The organism is Methylotenera sp. G11 (assembly GCF_000799735.1).
Classification (GTDB): Bacteria; Pseudomonadota; Gammaproteobacteria; order Burkholderiales; family Methylophilaceae; genus Methylotenera.
Map to the genome: position 1 here is coordinate 1,845,933 of NZ_JUHH01000001.1, position 15,999 is coordinate 1,861,931.

At 50.5% G+C, this 15,999-nt stretch carries 12 protein-coding genes and 1 tRNA gene; 3 read left to right on the top strand and 10 right to left on the bottom strand.

Annotated elements, in window-relative coordinates; translation table 11 throughout:
• The 3 genes from GQ51_RS08580 to GQ51_RS08590 form a co-directional block, all read right to left on the bottom strand.
• On the bottom strand, nt 1-1,068 hold the full coding sequence (locus GQ51_RS08580; RefSeq protein ID WP_081987131.1) for an acetate/propionate family kinase: 1,068 nt from the start codon (nt 1,066-1,068) through the stop codon (nt 1-3).
• A 182-nt stretch (nt 1,069-1,250) separates the two neighbouring features.
• Nucleotides 1,251-3,623, bottom strand: a complete 2,373-nt coding sequence (locus GQ51_RS08585; RefSeq protein WP_047552117.1) for a phosphoketolase family protein — start codon at nt 3,621-3,623, stop codon at nt 1,251-1,253.
• A 128-nt stretch (nt 3,624-3,751) separates the two neighbouring features.
• On the bottom strand, nt 3,752-4,282 hold the full coding sequence (locus GQ51_RS08590) for a YaeQ family protein (RefSeq protein WP_047552120.1): 531 nt from the start codon (nt 4,280-4,282) through the stop codon (nt 3,752-3,754).
• Nucleotides 4,283-4,423: 141 nt separating this feature from the next.
• Here GQ51_RS08590 and ettA point away from each other — a divergent pair, with 141 nt between their 5' ends.
• On the top strand, nt 4,424-6,088 hold the full coding sequence (gene ettA / locus GQ51_RS08595) for an energy-dependent translational throttle protein EttA (protein WP_047552123.1): 1,665 nt from the start codon (nt 4,424-4,426) through the stop codon (nt 6,086-6,088).
• A 438-nt stretch (nt 6,089-6,526) separates the two neighbouring features.
• Here ettA and GQ51_RS08600 read toward each other — a convergent pair whose 3' ends face one another.
• The 4 genes from GQ51_RS08600 to argS form a co-directional block, all read right to left on the bottom strand.
• Nucleotides 6,527-7,315 carry an SDR family oxidoreductase gene (locus tag GQ51_RS08600; protein ID WP_047552125.1) on the bottom strand — a complete coding sequence of 263 codons (789 nt, stop codon included), beginning with the start codon at nt 7,313-7,315 and terminating at the stop codon, nt 6,527-6,529.
• A gap of 116 nt (nt 7,316-7,431) precedes the next feature.
• Nucleotides 7,432-8,073 carry a thiol:disulfide interchange protein DsbA/DsbL gene (locus GQ51_RS08605; RefSeq protein WP_047552127.1) on the bottom strand — a complete coding sequence of 214 codons (642 nt, stop codon included), beginning with the start codon at nt 8,071-8,073 and terminating at the stop codon, nt 7,432-7,434.
• Nucleotides 8,074-8,275: 202 nt separating this feature from the next.
• Nucleotides 8,276-8,887, bottom strand: coding sequence for an SPOR domain-containing protein (locus tag GQ51_RS08610; protein ID WP_047552129.1), 612 nt, complete (start codon nt 8,885-8,887; stop codon nt 8,276-8,278).
• A 54-nt stretch (nt 8,888-8,941) separates the two neighbouring features.
• Nucleotides 8,942-10,600: an arginine--tRNA ligase gene (argS, locus tag GQ51_RS08615; protein WP_047552131.1), complete on the bottom strand. Its 1,659-nt coding sequence runs from the start codon at nt 10,598-10,600 to the stop codon at nt 8,942-8,944.
• 255 nt (nt 10,601-10,855) lie between these two features.
• Here argS and GQ51_RS08620 point away from each other — a divergent pair, with 255 nt between their 5' ends.
• Complete coding sequence (locus GQ51_RS08620) at nt 10,856-13,069, top strand: primosomal protein N' (protein ID WP_047552133.1); 2,214 nt, start codon at nt 10,856-10,858, stop codon at nt 13,067-13,069.
• Here GQ51_RS08620 and GQ51_RS08625 read toward each other — a convergent pair.
• The 3 genes from GQ51_RS08625 to GQ51_RS12420 all read right to left on the bottom strand — a co-directional run bounded on the left by GQ51_RS08625 (nt 13,050) and on the right by GQ51_RS12420 (nt 14,896).
• Nucleotides 13,050-14,282 carry a hypothetical protein gene (locus GQ51_RS08625; RefSeq protein WP_047552139.1) on the bottom strand — a complete coding sequence of 411 codons (1,233 nt, stop codon included), beginning with the start codon at nt 14,280-14,282 and terminating at the stop codon, nt 13,050-13,052. The two genes, GQ51_RS08620 and GQ51_RS08625, sit on opposite strands and share 20 nt — an antisense overlap.
• Complete coding sequence (locus tag GQ51_RS08630) at nt 14,269-14,637, bottom strand: hypothetical protein (RefSeq protein ID WP_152604128.1); 369 nt, start codon at nt 14,635-14,637, stop codon at nt 14,269-14,271. Before GQ51_RS08630 ends, GQ51_RS08625 begins: the two co-directional genes overlap by 14 nt.
• Nucleotides 14,638-14,807: 170 nt before the next feature.
• Nucleotides 14,808-14,896 (bottom strand) — tRNA-Gly (locus GQ51_RS12420).
• 269 nt (nt 14,897-15,165) lie between these two features.
• Here GQ51_RS12420 and GQ51_RS08635 point away from each other — a divergent pair.
• Complete coding sequence (locus GQ51_RS08635; protein WP_047552142.1) at nt 15,166-15,978, top strand: OB-fold protein; 813 nt, start codon at nt 15,166-15,168, stop codon at nt 15,976-15,978.
• The last annotated feature ends 21 nt before the right edge of the window (nt 15,979-15,999 follow it).

Genomic DNA, 15,999 nt, shown 5'->3' on the forward strand with positions numbered 1-15,999 from the left:
CTACTCAATTGCATGCAGGCATAGATCACGGATCATGATTTCTTCATCAGCAGGGATAATCACTACAGGCTTACTGCCCGCCTGCCATATTTGGCTTGCATTGATACGGTTCAGTTCAGGATTTAAACTGAAGCCGAGAAATGCCAGCGGTGTGCAGATTTTCAGCCGGATTTCCGCCGCATGCTCACCGATGCCGGCCGTGAATACCAGTGCATCTACCCCGCCCGCTTTGGCTGCTAAAGCGCCGATTGCAGCGCGTACCTGTCGGCAGAAATACTCAACAGCAAACTTGGCATGTTCGCTTTGGCTGGCGAGCAGGTCCTGCATTTCGGCACTCTCGCCGTCAGAGAGTGCTAGCAGCCCCATTTTGTGAAACACGATGTTATTCAGTTGGTCGGGGCTATAGCGTTTAGCCAGCTCTACCATGACGCCAGGGTCGAGGTCGCCGCTACGCGTGCCCATGGTGATGCCGCCTGCTGGTGTGTAGCCCATGGTGGTGTCGACAGACTTCAGGTTCTGCATCAGGCACAGGCTGGCACCGCTGCCCAGGTGCGCGACAATCACCTTTTTGTAGGCGATTGCACCAATAATGCCAGGCAGCGTTTTGGCAATATAGGCATAGTTCAGGCCATGAAAGCCGAAGCGGTGCAGGTTCAGTTTGCTGGGGATTGGTAAACGTTTAGATAGCGTAGGCATACCGGCATGGAAAGCCGTGTCAAAACAGGCGACTTGAGGTACTTTAAACATCCTGTGGCATAGCTCCAGCCCCAGCAGGTTGCTGGGCAGGTGCAAAGGCGCCAGGTGAATCAGGCTGTTGAGGCGGGCGCGTTCGGTATCATCAATCATACGGGCGGCATCGGCAATGTCGCCGCCATGCACAAAGCGGTGGCCTACTGTTGCTGGTTTATCAGCTCCCAGGTCATAGAGCAGGTTTTTAAAGGCATCGTGCAGGCTGTGTGCCTTATCATCGCTGATATGTTCATAACGAAAGTTGCGCCTGCTGCCGTCGCTGGCAAACAGGCTGGCTTTCAGGCTGGAGGAGCCGCAGTTGATCGTCAGTATGCTCAAGGACGCTCCTATCTATACATTTTTTGCGAGCATCAGCTTAGCCGATTGCCTGCTTAAACCATTTGGGCGCATTACTGCGTTGCGCGGTACTCGAAACCTCGCTGTATTCCGTATACTATCTCGGTTTCTCCGTTCCGTGCGCCTTGTACTGCATCCCAAACCCTGCATTGATAGAAGCGCCCTTAATACGGCCATGTCCAGTCACCGGCTTCCGGCAGGTCTACGCCGTGCTCATAGGCGTACTGGCAGCACTCTATCTGTTTGTTGCGCATTTTTTCCTTCACGTGCGCACCGGCCACGTGCAGTGCCGGAATATGGTCGATCACGCTCATGACCAGGCTGTAGCGGTCAATCTGATTCTGGATCGCAAGTTCAAGTGGCGTATTGATGCTGCCTTTTTCCTTGTAGCCGCGAACGTGCAGGTTACGATGGTTGGTACGGCGATAAGCCATGCGGTGGATCAGCCAGGGGTAACCGTGGAAGTTGAAAATGATCGGCTTGTCGACAGTGAACAGGCTATCAAAATCATCGTCTGACAGGCCGTGCGGATGCTCATGGGATGGGGTCAGTTTGTACAGGTCGACCACATTGATGAAGCGAACCTTGAGCTGCGGAAAATGTTCGCGCAGCAGCACAACGGCCGCCAGTGCTTCTTTGGTCGGAATATCCCCGGCGCACGCCATCACGACATCCGGTTCGGTGTCGCCGTCATTGCTCGCCCACTCCCAGATGCCCAGGCCTTTGGTGCAGTGTTTGATCGCGGCATCCATATCCAGGTACTGCAGGTGTTTCTGTTTGTCGGCCACGATGACGTTGATGTAATCGGTGCTTTTCAGGCAATGGTTTGCCACGGACAGCAAGCAGTTCACATCGGGCGGCAGGTAAATACGGGTGACGTCAGGGCTCTTGTTAAGCACCACATCCAGAAAGCCGGGATCCTGGTGGGTAAAGCCGTTATGATCCTGGCGCCATACCGTTGAAGTGATGAGCAGGTTGAGCGATGAGACCGGCGCCCGCCATGGCACCGCCTTGCACATGGCCAGCCATTTGGCGTGCTGGTTGAACATGGAATCGATCACATGCACAAAGGCCTCGTAAGTGGAAAAGAAGCCATGGCGGCCACTGAGCAGATAACCCTCCAGCCAGCCTTCCAGCGTGTGCTCTGACAGCATTTCCATGACGCGGCCATCGGGTGACAGTTCGCCGCCGTCAGCGTCTTCGGGCAGGTAATCAGCCAGCCAGGTCTTTTTGCTGATTTCGTAGACACTATCCAGTTTGTTGGACGTGTTTTCATCCGGGCCGAACACACGGAAGTTATCCATATTGTTTTTCATGATGTCACGCAGAAATTCGCCCAGTGCGTGTGTATTGCCAGCGCTTACCTTACCCGGTGCCGGCAGCCTGGCGGCGTAATCCCGGTAATCCGGCATGCGCAGTTCTTTGCGGATCAATCCGCCATTGGCCACCGGGTTGGCACTCATGCGGCGCGTGCCTTTAGGGGCAAGTGCCCTGAGGTCGGCTTTGAGCCTGCCGGATGCATCGAAAAGTTTTTCCGGTTTATAGCTGCGCAGCCACTGTTCCAGCTGCTGCAGGTGCTGTGGGTTGCCAATGACGCCGCCTAGCGGCACCTGATGTGCACGCCAGAAGCCTTCTACCTTGTGGCCGTCCACTTCTTTCGGGCCGGTCCAGCCTTTGGGAGTGCGCAGGATGATCATTGGCCAGCGCGGACGCACTGGTTTGCCGCTGCTGCGTGCCTCCTGCTGCAGGCGGCGGATTTCCAGCACGCATTGCTCCATGGTTTCCGCCATCCTGGCATGCATTTCCATCGGGTCGCTGCCTTCTACGAAATGCGGAGTCCAGCCATAGCCTTTGAACAGGTGATCGAGTTCATCGTGGGAAATGCGTGATAACAAGGTCGGGTTATTGATTTTGTAACCATTAAGATGCAGCACCGGCAACACTGCGCCATCACGTATCGGGTTCAGGAACTTGTTGGAATGCCAGGAGGTAGCCAGCGGCCCGGTTTCTGATTCGCCATCGCCCACCATGACCGTGACCAGCAGGTCCGGGTTATCGTAAGCGGCGCCGAAGGCATGGGAAACGCTGTAGCCAAGCTCGCCGCCTTCGTGGATAGAGCCGGGCAACTCGGGAGTACAGTGACTGCCGATGCCGCCGGGGAAAGAGAATTCCTTGAAAAAGTGCTTCATGCCCGCTTCATCTTCACTCTTGTTTGGGTAGACTTCGCTGTAAGTGCCTTCAAGGTAGACAGGCCCCAGCATGCCCGGTGCGCCATGGCCTGGGCCGGCAAGGAAAATAGCTTCGAGGTCGTATTTGTTGATGAGGCGGTTAAGGTGCGTGTAGGTGAATGCCAGGCCCGGGCTTGACCCCCAGTGTCCCAGCAGGCGGTGCTTGATGTGTTCTTCGCGCAAAGGCTCTTTCAATAGCGGATTATCGCGCAGGTAAATCATGCCAGCTGCAAGATAACAGCAGGCACGCCAGTAGGCATGGATATCCTCAAGTTCTTTGCGGCTTGGTGTTACAGGGGCTGCACTCATCTATCATCTCTCCGGATCTGCATTCAGTGACATCGTTCTATACGAATCATGATACTCGCAGATGAAGGCGGTTGCATCTATATCCGCACCCTGAGTGCGTGTATCCGGCAGGGATTGTATCGAATATGCTACTTCAGGATAACCGGGCTGATTTCTACGCTGCCGCTGGCATGCCCGAGCAGAATCTGTTTGTCCTGGATAGTGCAGCTTATCGACATGCCGCGTGATGCGATGTCTGCAATGGTATCCGTCTCCGGCAGGTTAATCACGGTCAGGTTGTGCTGTTTCAGCAGCGCTTTTTTGTTGTTGTCCCACCACATATCTGCAATGCGTCCGCCATACAGCACGACTACGACCTGCGCAGAACGTCCGCACGCTTTGCGTACTTCGCGCTCGTCCGGCAAGCCTACATCTATCCATAGCTCAATGGCGCCGGTCAGGTCTTTCTGCCATAAATCCGGCTCCTCATCATCGCTTAAACCCTTGCCGAAAGTGAGTGTGTCATTTGCGTAGAGCATGAACGCAATCAGCCGCACCATCAGCCGCTCGTCGGTTTCCGAGGGATGCCTTGCCAGCGTCAGGCTGTGCTGCGCATAGTAATGGCGATCCATATCCGCGATTTGCAGGTCGACTTTGTATATTGTTGATTTGATAGCCATAGATTCTACTGAAGTGGATTATCCGGTTAATTTAAAGTGAATACATTATACGCATAAGCCCTGCTTAGGGATGCGCGCGCTACCTTATATGACCTGGTTTCTGTTAAGCTTTCACTCTTTGTAATCCAGTAAAGTTTCGTTATGGCCCAGTATGTAATGTCCATGCTCCGCGTGAGCAAAATCGTCCCTCCTAAAAAACAGATCATTAAAGACATCTCGCTGTCTTTTTTCCCAGGCGCCAAAATCGGTTTGCTGGGCCTGAACGGCTCCGGTAAATCCACCGTGCTGCGCATCATGGCGGGCGTGGATAAGGAGTTTGAGGGTGAAGTGCAATGGCAGCCGGGTATTTCCATCGGTTACCTGCCACAGGAGCCACAGCTGGACGCAGAGAAAACCGTGCGCGAAGAGGTTGAATCCGGCATGGGTGAGGTCATGCAGGCCAAACAGAAGCTGGAAGAGGTTTATGCGGCCTATGCAGATCCGGATGCGGATTTTGAAAAACTGGCGGAAGAACAGGCCAAGTATGAAAACATCATTGCGGCCAGCGGCTCCGATGTCGAGCACCAGCTCGAGGTGGCGGCTGATGCGTTACGCCTGCCGTCATGGGATGCAAAGATTGGCCCGCTTTCAGGCGGTGAGAAGCGCCGTGTGGCTTTGTGTAAATTGTTATTATCCAAACCGGATATGCTGCTGCTGGATGAACCAACCAACCATCTGGATGCTGAATCGGTGGAATGGCTGGAGCAGTTCCTGGTGCGCTTCCCTGGCACCGTAGTGGCGGTAACGCATGATCGATACTTCCTTGATAATGCTGCCGAATGGATACTGGAGCTGGATCGAGGCCATGGTATTCCGTGGAAAGGCAACTACTCAAGCTGGCTGGATCAGAAACAGGCACGTCTGGCACTGGAAGAATCCCAGGAATCATCACGCCGTAAAGCGCTGAATACCGAATTGGAGTGGGTACGCCAGAACCCGAAAGCGCGTCAGGCCAAGAGCAAGGCGCGTATTGCCCGCTATGAGGAGCTGGCAAATGCCGAATACCAGAAACGCAATGAAACGCAGGAGATTTTCATTCCTGCCGGTGAGCGTTTAGGTGACCAGGTCATTGAATTTGACGGCGTAAGCAAAGCGTTTAAAGACCGTTTGCTGATTGATAACCTGAGTTTTAGCATTCCTGCCGGTGCGATTGTCGGCATTATCGGCCCGAACGGCGCCGGTAAATCTACCTTGTTCAAAATGATCACCGGCAAAGAACAGCCGGATAGCGGTACTGTGAAAATAGGCCAGACCGTTAAACTGGCTTATGTTGACCAAAGCCGTGATGACCTGAGCAACGACAAGTCGGTATTTGATGAAATCTCAGGCGGTTCGGATATCCTGACGGTGGGCCGTTATGAAACGCCTTCCCGTGCTTACATCGGCCGCTTTAACTTCAAGGGCGGAGATCAGCAGAAAATCGTAGGCCAACTGTCAGGTGGTGAACGTGGCCGCCTGCACTTGGCTAAAACACTGATTTCCGGCGGCAATGTGCTGCTGCTGGATGAACCGTCAAATGACCTGGATGTGGAAACACTGCGTGCCCTGGAAGATGCCTTATTGGAGTTTGCCGGGTCTGTACTGGTGATCTCGCATGACCGCTGGTTCCTGGATCGTATCGCTACCCATATCCTGGCAGCCGAGGGTGAGTCGCAATGGACGTTCTTTAACGGCAACTATCAGGAATATGAGGCGGATAAACGTAAGCGCTTGGGTGAGGAAGGCGCTAAACCAAAACGTATTCGCTACAAACCGATTACGCGTTAACCTGTTAGTTAATTTGATACAAAGCCTTCCGTGCCCGTTTGCCCGTAGAGGGCGTCCCCACCAAGCTAACCTGCAAAAGCAGGAAGCTTGCCGTGAGGGCATGTCCGCCAGAACTAAGCCGCAGAAAAACCTTGCGGCAAGTCTGGCGCCAAAGGCGCTAAACCAAAACGCATCCGCTACAAACCGATTACGCGATAAAAGACTTTCTTTAAACCGCCGATAAACGCCGATGCACGCCGATAAGACTAGTCATTGCGAGCCGTTAGTTATGGCAATACAGAGATTTATATTTCTATGAACTACGCAGTTTTAGTTGGACTACCAAGTATTATTGAGTAAGTGATGGGTTTGGTTTTATCGGCGTGCATCGGCGTTTATCGGCGGTTAATTAAGACTTTAAAGTTTTATCCGCGTTTATATGTGTGCATCTGCGGCTGATTACTGCTCCACATCAATCCTTGGTTTATGCGGCGCATTCTTCGCCAGCAAATCCCACAGCACCGGCGGAATCAGCCGCATCAGCCTGGCTACCCAGCCCATCTGCCAGGGAATCACGACAAAGCGCCGTTTGTTTTCAATGGCGTTCACAAATTTATGTGCCGCCACGTCTGCATCCATCAGAAACGGCATGCGGTAAGTGTTGATGGCGGTCATCGGTGTGCGGATATAGCCTGGCGCGATGGTCGTCACCGCGATGTTATGGTGTGACATTTCCACACGCAGGCTTTCGAGGTAAGCGATGGTTGCCGCCTTTGAGGCGCTGTAAGCGCCCGCGCCTGGCAGGCCACGCACTCCGGCGACGCTGGCAATGCCTACCAGCTGCCCTTTTCCTGCGTTGCGCATGGCATTAATGAATGGTTGAAAGGTATGCACCATGCCCATTACGTTAATGTCCATGACCGCCTGGAATGCAGCGATGTCTTCCTGTTTTTCTGTCAGCGTGCCGCTGCTGACGCCGGCGCTCGCAATCACTACATCGGGAACGCCTTGCTGCTGTATGAAATCTGCGGCGGCTTGTGCCAGCGCCTGGTTATCGCGAACATCGAGCGCATAAACAGCACATGTTGTGCGGTGGTTGCTTTCCAGCGCAATTTTTAGTTTTTGTAAGTGCTCACTTCTTCTGGAGACGAGTCCTATTATTATATTTTCGTTCTTATATCTTTGTGCATATTCATGGGCAATCGCTTCGCCGATGCCACTGGAAGCGCCGGTAATAAAAACTTTCATACAAAATCCTTACTCTGGAATATATAAAAAAACCCGTTTTTACAGTGAGGTAAAAACGGGTTGCTATCCGCAGTTAAAACGCAGCGTATGTGAAAATTGCTGCCATTTAATGCATTTTATTTTTTCGCGGTTTTTGCTTTGTCGGCGCGGATGTTGTTAATGATGTAATCAACGGTTCTTAACGCAGCATCGTTGTTGCCGGCCATGGTGCTTGAGGTGATGAACTGGCCATTGATGATGAGGCTAGGTACGCCAGTCGCGCCTGATGCACGGAACACGTTTGCAGCACGCTTCAGGTTGGCATTCGTTGAGAAGGAGTTGAATGCTTCTTCCACCTTGATTTTGTCCAGGCCGCTTTGTTTGGTTACCCAATCAATCGCTGCCTTTTCATCGGTAGGGTTCAGGGTTTTTTGTTTGTGAATCGCATCAAATAGCGGTGTGTGCAGTTTTTGCAATACACCCAATGTTTCCATGGCGTAGTAAGCCTTGGCCATAGGCGCCCATGATGCGTTAGGTAAACCCGGAACACGCTTGAATGTCACATCGGCAGGCAGTTTCTTTACCCATGCGTTTAATGGTGCTTCCATGTGGTGGCAGTGGCCGCAGCCATACCAGAACAGTTCCACAACTTCAATTTTGGCAGGGTTATCGTTAGGGATAGCCTGTACGGTTCGATCAAAGTCTTTGCCCATTTCAGGGTCTGCTGCCATTACATTGAATGAGGCAAGCAGCATTAAGGCGGCGAATAGCTTTTTCATTAAATTTTCCTTTTGAACTATATTATTGAGTACTGTTTTGTTATTTTTTACGGTTTTCAATCTATCGTTTAACTGTCGTTTGAATCGGCATATCTGCAACATGGCAGTTAACACAACGCATTGTCTCCGCGTTTGGCTGACAAACTGCATAAACGTTCCTGACGTCTATGCAAAATTCATACGATACAGTCTTTGCTTTGAATTACTGGTTTTCGTTATTCACTTTGATCAGGTCAGCCTTGAAGCCATTGGCGGCCAGGTCGCTTTTGGCTTTATTGATGTCATCCAGGTTATTCAGCGGGCCGACACGCACGCGATGCCATACCCCTTTGTCCGGGATGGCCGCGGTTTGCACTACAGCCTCGAAGCCTTGCAGGGCAAGCTTGGCTTTCATGTTGTCGGCTTCTTCACTGGTCTGGAAGGCACCGACTTGCAGGTAATAAGTGTACTGCACTACCGGTTGCGGCTGCTGCTCTTTAATGTTGAGATCTTCTGTCGTTACCTTGCTCTCGCTGCCAGGCAGAATGGTGTAAAAATCAAAACGGGTTTTATCACCGTTGTCCGCGGTAGTATCTGCCGACGTTTTATCAGTGGCATCTGCCGATTTTTTGGCATCCTCAGCGATTTTCTCCGCCAGTGGCTTTTTGGCAACAGTCTGTTCGGCAAATGGGCTTTTGCCGCCTTTGATGTACATAACGACGGCTAAGGACGCCGCAACACCCAGTAAAAATCCGACCAATAAACCGGAAAAGAAAGGGTTGCCTTTATTCTGCCTTTTCGTGCGTTCCGGACTAGGTTTGTAATCTCTGCTCATTTATGAATCCTTATCTTCCATTCAATTTATTCATGCATTACATTGAAATTGAAGTTACATTTTTTGTCTGGCTTCAACGCCGAGTAAATCCAGGCCATTTTTAAGCACCTGCTGCGTTGCCCGAATCAGGCTTAGTCGCGCCAGTTTAAGCGGTTCGTCATCAATCAGGAATTTATATTCATTGTAATAACTGTGCAGGTCACTCGCCAATTCTTTCAGGTAGTTGGCAATGGTATGCGGTGCCAGTTCAGTAGCGGCATTGGCAACAATTTCCGGATATTCGCCCAGGCGCTGCATCAATGCGGTTTCGTGTGCATTATTCAGCGGTGTCAGGTCTGATAAAGCCAGGCTTGCGGCATCACCGCCCCACTGGCCGAGTACGCTGCAGATACGGGCATGCGCATATTGAATATAGTAAACCGGGTTGTCATTGCTCTGGCTGCGTGCCAGGTCAATATCAAATACCAGTTGCGAGTCGGCACGGCGCGCTGCCAGGAAATACCTGGTTGCGTCGCAGCCTACTTCTTCAATCAGGTCGCGCAAGGTGACATAACTGCCGGCACGTTTCGAGAGCTTGACCTCTTCTCCGCCGCGCATTACGGTGACCATCTGGTGCAGCACGTAGTCAGGCCAGCCTTGCGGGATGCCGGCATTCAATGCCTGCAGGCCGGCGCGCACGCGCGTGATGGTGCTGTGGTGATCGGCACCCTGCTCGTTGATGACGCGTACAAAGCCGCGCTCCCATTTTTCTGCATGGTAAGCGACATCCGGTACAAAATAGGTGTATCCGCCATCGGTTTTGCGCATGACGCGGTCTTTGTCATCACCGAAATTTGTGGTTTTGAGCCACAGCGCATCGTTTTCTTCATAGGTGTGGCCACTGTTGATCAGAGCCTGTACGGTTTGATCAACCCTGCCGTTCTTGTAGAGTGCGCTTTCCAGTGAAAATACATCAAATTTGATCTGGAATGCTTTCAAATCCAGATCCTGCTCATGGCGCAGGTAAGCTACGCTGAAGGCGCGGATTGATTCCAGGTCATTGATGTCGCCGCTGGCGGTCACTTCAATATCATCCGCAATTACGGTATGTCTGGTCAGGAAAGCGGCAGCAATGTCATTGATGTATTCGCCGCGATAGCCATTTTCAGGGAAGCTTTCATGTTCGGTTGAAATGCCTTTGCAGCGTGCCAGTACAGAAATGGTCAGGTTATCGATCTGTGCGCCGGCATCGTTGTAGTAGAACTCCCGCGTCACATCCCAGCCATTTGCGTCCAGCAGGCGGGCTAAGCAATCGCCGACTGCCGCGCCACGGCCGTGGCCGACGTGCAGTGGGCCTGTCGGGTTGGCAGACACGAACTCCACCTGCACTTTCTGCCGGTTGCCGCTATTGTTGCGGCCATACTGCTCACCGGCTTTGAGTACTTCTTTGATCACTACTTGCTTGGACTGAGGATTCAAAAAGAAGTTGATGAAGCCGGCGCCGGCGATTTCGGTTTTGGCAATATACTCACTGGCTGGCAGTGCATCGATAATCTGCGTGGCAATGACGCGTGGATTCTGTTTTAGCGGTTTGGCCAGAACAAGTGCCAGATTTGTGGCAAAATCACCATGTTCCGCTGATTTCGGGCGTTCCAGTACGATGTTCAGATCGGCCATGTCCGGTGCGATTGATTTTGCGGCGCTTGTTAATAATTGGGTAAGATGTGTTTTCACAATAATTGCATAAAATCTAAAAGGGTTATTTTAACCCAGATTTTCCATTAGGACTTGAAATGGTAACGTCGCACAGTTTGATGGATTTTTTATGCAAATTTTATGGACAATAGTTATTCTATTGACAAAAAATTTGCATAAAAAAGACGCAAAATGGGCAAGTTAACATTCAAGTAGATGTAAATCGACTAATGGAAAGTCTGGGTAAACCTACTGCTGTCATTTTTTCTTTAAACATACATTATTCAAACAATTTTGGCTCAATCTATCCTCAGAATCGCCCTTGATGTACCGCTGGATCGTTTGTTTGACTACCTGAGCGGCGATCTTGACGTACAAGTCGGCCAGCGTGTGCTGGTGCCGTTCGGCAGCCGCAGCCAGATCGGTATCGTGATGGAGGTTGCCAGCAGCAGTGATATCGCGATAGAGAAACTCAAGCCCGTGCTGCAGGCGTTTGTGGAAGAAACGCCGTTGGATGCCGAAATGCTGAACCTGATTAAATTCAGTGCTGATTATTATCAGCACCCGTTTGGCCAGGCTTTGCTGTCTTCACTCCCTGCGCGTTTGCGCCAGATAGCCCCCGCAGTTTCACGCAAGCAATATCTTTATCAACTGACAGACGCAGGCCGTGCGGCTGATGTTGAGCAAATCGCAAAGAAACAGAAAGTATTGCGCAGCGTGTTATCTGCTTTGCAGGAATCAAGTCGGTTAACCGAGGCCGAGCTGGATGGTATTTCCGCCACTGCGCGTAAGGCCGCAAAAGCACTGGTGGATTTGGGTTATGCCAGCAGCGAGCAGGTACCGGCATTGCAGCGCCTGGTGGCGATGGCAGAGGCCGTGGAGCCACCGTTAAACGCGGGGCAGCTAGAGGCGGTACAGCAGATTATTGCCGGGTTCGGTGTGTTTAAGGCATGGCTGTTGTATGGGATTACCGGCAGCGGCAAGACCGAAGTTTACATCCGGCTGCTGCAGCGCGTTCTGCAGCAGGGTCATGCCCAAGTACTGGTGCTGGTGCCTGAGATCAACCTGACCCCGCAGCTGGAGGCGCGCTTCAGGAGTCGCCTGCCTGATTTTCCTTTGGTCAGCTTGCACAGCAATCTTAGCGAAAGTGAGCGCTTGCATCATTGGCAGCTTGCGCAGTCCGGCGCGGCAAAAATCATCATCGGTACGCGGCTTTCCATTTTTACGCCGCTGCCTGATTTAAAGCTCATCATTATCGATGAAGAGCACGACAGTTCCTATAAGCAGCAGGACAGCATGCGTTACCATGCACGTGATGTGGCGATGGTGCGCGCCAAACGCTTGAACATTCCGGTTGTGTTGGGATCCGCGACGCCCGCGCTGGAAACCTGGTACAACGCAACAGTGAACTCAAAGCCAGCCAGCCGCTATGGCTTGCTGCGCTTGAAAGAGCGTGCAGTAACGGCTGCGCAGCTGCCGCAGATAGACTGCATAGACACGACTAAAGTGAATTTGCAGCATGGCCTCACCCCCCAGCTCATCGCAGGGTTACGCTTAAGGCTGGAGCGTAAGGAGCAGTCACTGCTGTTTATTAATCGGCGCGGGTATTCGCCGGTGCTGTTGTGCTCGGCTTGCCACTGGATCGCACCATGCAGCCGCTGCAGCAGCCGCCTGGTGGTGCATCTGTCGCAAAGAAAGCTGCGCTGCCATCATTGCGGCCATGAGCAGCGCATACCGCACCAATGCCCTGCTTGCGGTGATGCGGATCTGCATCCCACCGGGCACGGCACGCAGCGGCTGGAGCACACTTTGGCACAATTGCTGCCGGCTGCGCGCATTGCACGGGTCGATCGCGACAGCATCAGCCGAAAAAATGCGCTGGTCGAGATTCTCGATCGCGTTCATGGCCAGGAGATCGATATTCTGGTCGGTACGCAAATGCTGGCTAAAGGGCATGATTTTCCGAATCTGACCCTGGTTGGCGTGATCGATACCGACAGCGCATTGCATAGCCCGGATTTTCGCGCCAGTGAGCGCCTGTTCGCGCAGCTGATGCAGGTGGCAGGCCGTGCCGGGCGTGCCGATAAAGCCGGACAGGTGATCATCCAGACGCAGTTTCCAGATCATGCCCTGTTTAATGCTTTGCGTATTCAGGATTATGAGAGCTATGCCAATGTTTTACTGGAAGAACGGGAGCAGATGCAGTTTCCGCCTTATGTGTTCACCGCCCTGCTGCGTGCGGAGGCCAATGATTACATGCTGGTGCAGCAGTTCCTGCAGCTTGCGTTTGCACTGGCGCGCAGCCTGACCGAGCAGGTGCTGGTGTATGACCCGGTCAGGCCGCAGATGGAACGCCTGAAAGGCATGGAGCGCGGCTATGTGCTGATGCAGGCCAGGCAGCGGCCAGCCTTGCAGCAATTGCTGAAACAGCTGGTCAGCCAGATGAGGGCGCATAAACTGGCCGCAAAAGTCAGGTGGGCGGTAGATGTCAATCCGCTGGAGTTCTGATGGCTGTGTTTTCAGCAAAGAGCATTAAAAAGCAGGTCATGAAAGTAAGCGTCACCGGCAGCATCGTTCTGCCTGCAGAGGTTGCCAGGTGCCATTCCAGGTCATGGGGTGAGCCCAGGTATATCAGGAACAGGCTGAATGAATACAGTAAACCAAATCTTAATAGAAAACTGGCTGCATCAACGGTTTTCTGTTTCTTCTGGTAAGCATGGATTGACCATATTGCCAGCGGCAGAAACAAAAGCCATTTCTGGTAATACAAGGCAATCGAGATCAACCCTACGCTTTTAACATCGGTTATGCGGGCTGTAAATGTGCCCATAAAGCTGCCGCCTGCGGCAATGTCGTTACCAATGCCATGCAGATGGCAAAGCAGCAGCCACAACCCGGTCATGATAAAAGCGGGTGTGAATACCAGCAGCAATCTCGAAATATCGATACGTTTTTTGTCGATCGCCAAAGTCAGCAGCAGGCAGAACAGCATGATCACGGCCGCCATCGTGCCTTCATTCTTGATGCCGGTCAGCACTGCCAGATGGGCCATTGCTGCAACTGACAATGTGCTTTTGCTGACTTTAAGATTTGCCTGCCATCCAAGAAACACCATGGATAAAAGCATCATGGTTGCAACAATATACAAAGACAGTATTCCATCCATAAAACCGTTGGTAAGCAGGCCGCCGACGACTAAAAACAAACCGGTGACGAACAGCAGCGTGAGCCTCAGGGGGCCTAAGGTCACGGCAATCACAAGTAGCGGCGGCAATATAAAAAATACGTTGCCGGCTTTGGGGAATATCTCGTTCCAATGACCTGCGATCCTTGCCAAGGTCGCACTGAGCGCAGGAAGTATCACGGGATAATCGTTGTGGCTGAATGCTGCGTAATTATCCAGCTGGGCAAGTAAATTATCATCCATGTAGATTCTCTTGGCATGGAATAACCAGATAGACCTGGCATCCCAGGCTGTGGTGGCTGTCCCGAGCGCCGTGATGGCCAGGAAGCAGCAAACCAACAGCACAAAAGCAACTTGTGGATTCCCTCTGGCGGACCTGATGACGAGGAACAGGGCCGTTAAAATTGATAAACCGATGGCCGCGCTGCTGATATACGTGAAATTAAGCAGCCATAGATACTGGTTGGCGATAAAGGTCAGGCATAGAGCGGCTGCTAGCCATAGCGTCTGTTCTTCGCGGGGTTTATTCGCAAACATGATGTTCTACATTTTCCTGATGATTGATCAATCGGCAATTGTTTTTAAGCGCTGTGCCAGCGAGGGCAAAAACATTTTTGGCGTTTGCATCCAGCCTGGCGGGATAGGTATATTCGACAGCCCTTTGATGTAATAGCGGGTTTTCATTCAATACGCCAGCCAGGTTGAATTCCCGGAGTCCATTTTTAGCAATCAGGGAATTCAAATGAACGACCTCTGCGGGTAGCGACTCAGTGGCGCCGGCATTTTCCTTAAAAGCCTGCATCAGTAATATGGGGTTGAATGCCTGAGTGAATTTGAGTGATGAGAAAATAAAAAACATTATGCCAAGTATGTAGATAATGTTTCTTTTCATAAAAAAATATCCAAATTCTAAAGTTGTTGGAAAATATTTATTCTAATTTCATTAAGGCCGTAAATGACAAATGGCAGGTTTCAGGTGAGCCGTGATGGGTGCAATGATAACGCATAATCAAGCTAGCCTTGATATTGAACTGGGCTGATGACTGGTGTGATCTAACGGCATGGTGCGGGTAAGGCCTAAGCGTGATTTAATTTGAAGACTAGGGTTGGGAGCTTGGGAAGCTAGCGTTCTACCATTGAACTACACCCGCATTGAAGTATTATTTTACTTTAATTTTGGATGATTCTGGCTGACTATGCTGGAAGTGTTGTAAAAACCTGCGCTAAACAGATTTATCATACAGTTCGGGAGAGATTGTCTCGGCAGTAATTAACCACTGTTTACACACAGTTTAAAGACACCCTCTGATAGTGTAAATGTATTAACCCATGCAAAAGAGTACAGCATTAAAGCTTTAGCAAAGCTAGTGAACTCAGTGTAAGCTAGGATATTAAATTTAACTAAAAAGAGGCAACAATAATGACAAAAATGTTGAAGTGGTTGGGGATAATTTTTCTAGTTTTGATTGTAATTGGAATGATTGCAGGTAAAAAAGAAGGTGTGAAAGAAGAAGGAAATACATCCAGCAGTAATGAATTAGTAAATAACAACACTGAGGCAGCTAAATATGTTTTGAATGAAAAAGAGAAAAAAGTATTCAATGCTATGTTGCAAGATGATGTTGATAGTTTTCTCGATGGTGGCGACAGTATGTTGTCTGATGGTTTAATTGTTACTACCTCATTAGAGGTGGCAAAAGCATATGAAGATAACCAAGTTGGAGCAGACCAGAAATACTATAAAAAAGATATTTTAATTAGTGGGAAAATCGAAGGTATTAATAGTGGTCTTGGTAATGAGCCGTATATAACACTTAATGGTACAAATCCATTTTTAGCACCACAGATTCATTTTGATAATCCAAATATTGACAAGATTGCTAGCCTATCAAAAGGTCAAAAAATGACATTTGTTTGCATGGGGAATGGTGCCGTTGTTAGTGCTCCAATGTTTAAAGATTGTCAATTAGCAGAAGAATTTGTTATTAACAAAATTGAAAAAATTAAACCACAAGTACAAGAATTTTTGCGTGGTGAAAAACCTAGAACTGAATTGGTAGGTAAGCTAACGTTTATATCAATAGCAGTAGCAAGGTTGTTACCAGATAATTCCAAATGCTACTCAGGCGGTAAAAATTGTGCGAAAGAAATTCAAGAACTATTTGATAAAACACCAAAAGAAGATATGAAAAAAATTCACACTGAAATGCAGCAATTGGGATTAAAAGTATAAAAAAATTTATACTATGAGAGG